At 32.4% G+C, this 306-nt stretch carries 1 pseudogene; it reads right to left on the minus strand.

What is annotated here, in order from left to right:
• Nucleotides 1-256, minus strand: a pseudogene (locus RRF55_RS27375) (IS4-like element ISAba33 family transposase); the annotation flags it as partial.
• Nucleotides 257-306 lie beyond the last annotated feature (50 nt).

Below are 306 nucleotides of genomic sequence, written 5' to 3' on the forward strand. Positions count from 1 at the left end.
GGTCGAATGAAAACATATTGAAAATCAACTGAGAAATTTGACGATAATCAAAATACTGACCTGCAAAGAAGCGCTGCATACGTCGATAAAATGATTGTGGTAAGCACTTGATGGGCAAGGCTTTAGATGCAGAAGAAAGATTACATGTTTGCTTTAAAATAATCACAAGCATGATGAGCGCAAAGCACTTTAAATGTGACTTGTTCCATTTTAGATATTTGTTTAAGATAAGATATAACTCATTGAGATGTGTCATAGTATTCGTCGTTAGAAAACAATTATTATGACATTATTTCAATGAGTTAT

This window comes from Klebsiella sp. K47, from assembly GCF_051858335.1.
In the GTDB taxonomy this organism is placed as follows: domain Bacteria; phylum Pseudomonadota; class Gammaproteobacteria; order Enterobacterales; family Enterobacteriaceae; genus Klebsiella; species Klebsiella pneumoniae.